7 protein-coding genes are annotated in these 4797 nt (G+C 72.6%); all 7 read right to left on the bottom strand.

Annotation, left to right across the window (positions count from 1 at the left end; all coding sequences use genetic code 11):
* Nucleotides 1-128: 128 nt before the first annotated feature.
* The 7 genes from tatC to ACZ4A5_RS31545 all read right to left on the bottom strand — a co-directional run bounded on the left by tatC (nt 129) and on the right by ACZ4A5_RS31545 (nt 4738).
* Nucleotides 129-1025, bottom strand: coding sequence for a twin-arginine translocase subunit TatC (gene tatC / locus ACZ4A5_RS31515; RefSeq protein WP_467591798.1), 897 nt, complete (start codon nt 1023-1025; stop codon nt 129-131).
* A gap of 107 nt (nt 1026-1132) precedes the next feature.
* On the bottom strand, nt 1133-1414 hold the full coding sequence (tatA, locus tag ACZ4A5_RS31520; protein WP_398872629.1) for a Sec-independent protein translocase subunit TatA: 282 nt from the start codon (nt 1412-1414) through the stop codon (nt 1133-1135).
* Between the two features lie 243 nt (nt 1415-1657).
* On the bottom strand, nt 1658-1864 hold the full coding sequence (locus ACZ4A5_RS31525; RefSeq protein ID WP_467591789.1) for a hypothetical protein: 207 nt from the start codon (nt 1862-1864) through the stop codon (nt 1658-1660).
* Between the two features lie 68 nt (nt 1865-1932).
* Nucleotides 1933-2187 carry a hypothetical protein gene (locus tag ACZ4A5_RS31530; RefSeq protein WP_467591791.1) on the bottom strand — a complete coding sequence of 85 codons (255 nt, stop codon included), beginning with the start codon at nt 2185-2187 and terminating at the stop codon, nt 1933-1935.
* A gap of 32 nt (nt 2188-2219) precedes the next feature.
* Entirely contained in the window at nt 2220-3182 is a 963-nt protein-coding gene (locus ACZ4A5_RS31535; protein ID WP_467591794.1) for a helix-turn-helix transcriptional regulator, read from the bottom strand.
* Between the two features lie 44 nt (nt 3183-3226).
* Complete coding sequence (locus ACZ4A5_RS31540) at nt 3227-4252, bottom strand: helix-turn-helix transcriptional regulator (protein ID WP_366003115.1); 1026 nt, start codon at nt 4250-4252, stop codon at nt 3227-3229.
* Between the two features lie 126 nt (nt 4253-4378).
* Complete coding sequence (locus ACZ4A5_RS31545; protein WP_467591801.1) at nt 4379-4738, bottom strand: FKBP-type peptidyl-prolyl cis-trans isomerase; 360 nt, start codon at nt 4736-4738, stop codon at nt 4379-4381.
* Nucleotides 4739-4797: the final 59 nt, after the last annotated feature.

Below are 4797 nucleotides of genomic sequence, written 5' to 3' on the forward strand. Positions count from 1 at the left end.
CCCCCCCCCCCCCCCCCCCCCCCCCCCCCCCCCCCCCCCCCCCCCCCCCCCCCCCCCCCCCCCCCCCCCCCCCCCCCCCCCCCCCCCCCCCCCGGGGCGTGCGCGGCTCCGGTGGCCGCCGCGGTACGTCAGGTGATGTCGTCGTAGCCGTTGCGGCGGGCCGGTTCGGCGGCGTGGCCGTCGGCCGGGCGGGCCGACAGCGAGGGCAGCGCCTCGGAGTCGCCGAGGGGCTGCGGGGTCAGGTCCAGCGGTGCCGCCTCGTCGTCGTCGAGGAGGTGGTCGGGGTTGGCCCGTTCCCGGCGCTTGTCGTTGAGGATCGAGAAGCCGACGGCTCCGAAGTACAGGATGCTGATCGGGACGGCGAGGACGCACATGCCGAAGGGGTCGGTGCTCGGCGTCGCGACGGCGCCGAAGACGAAGGTGCCCATGACGACACCGCGCCACCACTTGAGCATGGTCCTGCCCGAGACCATGCCGACCATGTTCATCATGACCAGGATCAGCGGCAGCTCGAAGGAGAGGCCGAAGACGAGGATCATCCGGACGGTGAAATCGAGGATGTCGTTCAGGCCGAGGGTGTTGGCCGCGGTCTCCGGGGTGACGCTGAGCAGCACCCGCATGCTGGCGGGCATGATCAGGTACGCCAGGTAGGCGCCCGCGACGAAGAGCGGGGCGGCGGTCGCCACGAAGGCGATCGTGTACTTCTTCTCGTTCTTGTGCAGCCCGGGCGCGAGGAACGCCCACAGCTGGTAGAGCCAGACCGGGGAGGAGACGGTGACACCCGCGAGCAGGCACACCTTCACCACGGTCGTGAACGGCGACGCCAGGGTGTTGAACGTCAGCACCGCGCAGTTGCCGCCGTGGCTCTGCGACAGATCCCGGTTCGCGCACTTGGGCACCGGGCTGGACAGGAAGTCCATGATCTGCTTGTTGTAGAACGCGGCGATGATCGCGACCACGACGATGGCGAGCACGGCCTTCGCCAGGCGGTTGCGCAGTTCACGCAGGTGGTCCGCGAGCGGCATCCGCCCCTCGGGGTCCTTCTCCTTCTTGCGGGCAGACTTGGGCAACCCACGTCCCTATCTCGTGCGGCAGACGGTCGCCATGGGCGGCCGTCCCATTCGTCCCTGGATCAGTGCTGCGGCGTGCGGTCGCTGGGCTCGTTCACCGGACGGGCGGCGACGTCGCCGGGCGCGGCCTTGATCGTACGGGGAGCCTGGGCGTCGGCGGGCGGGTCGGCCGGGGCGGAGGCGTTGTCCTGGCCCTCCGAGCGCATGGCCTTGGCCTCGCTCTTGAGGATCCGGGCGGACTTGCCGAGGGAGCGCGCCATGTCCGGGAGCTTCTTCGCACCGAACAGCAGGACAACGACGACGAGGATGAGGATGATCTCGGGGGCGCCGAGCCTTCCGAACATATGCGTTTACCTTCTCACCGAAGCGGCATGGGGGTGGGAACTGCCGACTGATAGGACATTTGTCCACCAGCTCTACGGCAGCGATCGTAACGCGCAGGGGTAAACGCTGGGCAATCCCCGCACGTACGCCCGGTTGCGACCCTCCGCCTCGTCAGCAGGGCCGCCCGAAACAGCGTACCGCCCGCTTCCGGGCCACAGGAGAGTGCTGCGGCCGCCCTCTGCCCCTCCCGCCGCGGTTCCCGCTCAGTCCTGGCGGAAAGCCGACGCGGCCTGGCCGGCCAGCGGGGTCGCGGCCCGTTCGAGGTCCTCGGCCGCGCGGGTGATCCGCGCCGAGCTCTCGGACACCTGCCGGGCCAGCCGCCGCACCTCCACGAGCACCCGGGCGGCGAGCACGCCGAGCACGGCGATGCCGCAGAAGGCGAGGGCGATGGCGAGCATGGGCCAGAACATGGGAGCGAGCCTATCGGGGTGTTCGGGATGGCCGGAAAGGGCGGGCCGGACGGGCGCCGGCCCGGGTGTCACACCGACGAGTGCAGCCGGAGCGTGCGCACTCCGCCACCCGTGAGCAGCTCGATGATCCGCTCCCCCGCCGGCTTGCGGACGGCGGCGCCGCAGTCGGGGCAGGTGAAGGAGTAGAAGGTCGTCCGGTCGCTCGCGCCGATCGCCAGCCGCAGCGCCCCGGCAGTCAGCTCGAAGCGCCCCCGGCAGTCCGGGCAGGCCGCCTTGAAGACCGCGGCCACGGCCCGTCCGGCGTCCAGTACGTCCCCACCCATGTGTCCCGCCCCTCTCCCCGAAACCACCGTGGTCACTCGCCGTACGCCGCGAGGGCCGCACCGGCCGCGTCGCGCGCGCTGTCCGCCAGCTCCGGCGGGGTGACGATCCGCCCGTCGCGGCCGAGCCGCAGCGCCAGCCGGCGCAGCGACGCGGGGTCGGGGGTGCGCAGCGTGATCCGCAGCCCGCCCTCGGGCAGTTCCTCGGCGCTGTCGTGCGGGTAGTACTCGGCGACCCAGCGGCCGCCGGGCCCGACCTCGATGACGACCTCCGGGTCCTCTGCCGCCGGCTGCACCAGGCCCTCGGAGAGGTCCCGCAGCTCCACGGGCGGCGGGTCGGAGTGCTCGTCCAGGATCCGGATCTCGGCCACCCGGTCGAGCCGGAAGGTGCGCCGCGCCTCCGACAGCCTGCACCACGCCTCCATATAGGTGTGGCCCACGGCGAACAGCCGGATCGGGTCGACCTCGCGCTCGGTGAGCTCGTCCCGCGCGGGAGAGTAGTAGCGCAGCCAGACGCGGCGGCGCTCGGCGATGGCCCGGTCGACGTCGGCGAAGACGCCGCCCTCGGACTCGAAGGTGACCGAGAGGCGGGAGCTGGCACCGGCCGCCTCGCCCGCCGCGGCCTCGATCTTGGCGGTGGCGCGCACCAGCGCCTGCCGGTCGCCCTCGCGCAGGCCGGGCAGGGTCGCCACGGCGCGCGCGGCGACCAGCAGCGCGGTGGCCTCGTCGGCGGCGAGCCGCAGCGGCTCACCGGTGCTCGTGCCGGACGCGTCCGGGTTGTGCCACCAGATGCGGTCGCCGTCGGTGTCGATGTCCAGCAGGTCACCGCCGCGGAAGCTGGTGCCGCACATCGGCAGCACGTCGAGGTCGCCGATCAGCTCGTCCTCGGTGATCCCGAAGGCGCGCGCGACATCGGCGACCCGGGCGCCGGGGCGCTCCCGCAGATAGGTGACCAGCGACAGCATCCGCCGGGTCTGGTCAATGGCGTTTCCGGCCATAAGAAGGGGGTCCGTCCTCTTTCCCGCTTTGATCCTGCTTCGCTTCAGCCCTTGGCCACGGCACGCAGCCGGTCCAGCACGTCGGCCCGCAGCTCGGCGGGTTCCAGCACGATCACGTCCGGGCCGAACTCGACCAGCCAGGCGTCCAGCCCGTGGCCGTACGGAATCTCCAGCTCGTCCCAGCCGTCGCCCAGGTCGCGGGCGGCGAGGGCGCGGGCGCGCAGCGGATAGCCGTGGCCGGCCCGCACCTTGATCCGGGCGGTGCCGGTCGCGGTCTCCCCCGCCCAGCTCTCGACCGTCCCGCGGACGGTCACATGGTCGGGCACGGGGGCGGTGAAGGGGATGCCGCGCGAGCGCACCCGGCCGGTGATCCGGGAGAGCCGGAAGACGCGCTCGGCACCGCGGTCGCGGTCCCAGCCCGCCAGATACCAGTGGCCGCGCCAGCACTCCAGCGTCCAGGGCTCGACGTGCCGCTGTTCGGGGCGCGCGGCGTTGGCCTTGCGGTAGTCGAAGGTGACGGGGCGGCGGTCGCGGGCGGCGAGCATCAGCGGTTCGAAGGCCGCCTCGTGGACGGGGATGCGCGGTTCGAGCGCCATGTTGCCCTCGTACGGATCCTCCGCGAGCGGCATCCCGGCGGCGCGCAGCTTCTGGAGCGCGCCGCTGGCGGCACCGGCGAGCCGCGCCTGCTGCCAGACCTTGGCGGCCAGGCCCAGGGCGGCGGCCTCCTCGACGTCGAGAGTGACGGGCGGGAGGCGGTTGCTGTCGCGGCGGGCGAGATAGCCGGTCTCGCCGTCGACGCTCTCCACGGTCTCGATGATCAGACCGAGCTCGCGGAGGTCGTCCTTGTCGCGCTCGAACATGCGGTTGAAGGCGTCATCGCCGCCGTTGCCCGTGCCCTCGCCGCCCGAGGCCGCGCTCCGCCCGGGCCCGGAGCCGGTGCCGTGCCCCGGCCCGAAGGCTTCGAGGTATGCCTCGATCGAGGCCCGCAGCTCCCGCTTGCTGAGCGGACGGCGCGTGCCCAGCAGGCACAGCGCCAGGTTCATCAGCCGCTCGGCCTTGGCAATCGCCATCGACGCCCTCTCTACTTGTGCTCTCAACCGTTGACCGTACCGCTCGGTGGTCGTACGACAAAAGCCGAGGGCCCATGCCCGCAGGCATGGGCCCTCGGCCCGTCACACGCTCATGCCGGAGGGGCGTCAGCGCTTGCTGACACCCATCAGGTCGCAGACGAAGATCAGGGTCTCGCCCGGGGCGATGGCATTGCCCGCGCCGCGCTCGCCGTAGGCCAGGTGGGCCGGGATGACCAGCTTGCGGCGGCCGCCGACCTTCATGCCCTGGACACCCTGGTCCCAGCCCTGGATGACCTGGCCGACGCCGAGCTGGAACTCCAGCGCCTGGCCGCGGTTCCAGCTCGCGTCGAACTCCTCGCCGGTGGAGAAGGCCACGCCCACGTAGTGGACCTTGACGAAGTCCTTGGCCTCGGGGGGGGGGGGGGGGGCCCCCCCCCCGCCCCCTCCCCCAAAGGCGGTGGGGGGGGGGGGGTCGGGGGAGGGGATCGCCGGGTTGTTGGTGATTACGAAAAGCCTCCCCTGGAAAAGCCCTCCTAGAACCGAGG

The organism is Streptomyces sp. NPDC025618, assembly GCF_055558795.1.

What these genes read in the sequence shown, in the direction of transcription:
- tatC (WP_467591798.1), bottom strand. Translation starts at nt 1,025, where the DNA reads ATGCCGCTCGCGGACCACCTGCGTGAACTGCGCAACCGCCTGGCGAAG.
- tatA (WP_398872629.1), bottom strand. Translation starts at nt 1,414, where the DNA reads ATGTTCGGAAGGCTCGGCGCCCCCGAGATCATCCTCATCCTCGTCGTC.
- ACZ4A5_RS31525 (WP_467591789.1), bottom strand. Translation starts at nt 1,864, where the DNA reads ATGTTCTGGCCCATGCTCGCCATCGCCCTCGCCTTCTGCGGCATCGCC.
- ACZ4A5_RS31530 (WP_467591791.1), bottom strand. Translation starts at nt 2,187, where the DNA reads ATGGGTGGGGACGTACTGGACGCCGGACGGGCCGTGGCCGCGGTCTTC.
- ACZ4A5_RS31535 (WP_467591794.1), bottom strand. Translation starts at nt 3,182, where the DNA reads ATGGCCGGAAACGCCATTGACCAGACCCGGCGGATGCTGTCGCTGGTC.
- ACZ4A5_RS31540 (WP_366003115.1), bottom strand. Translation starts at nt 4,252, where the DNA reads ATGGCGATTGCCAAGGCCGAGCGGCTGATGAACCTGGCGCTGTGCCTG.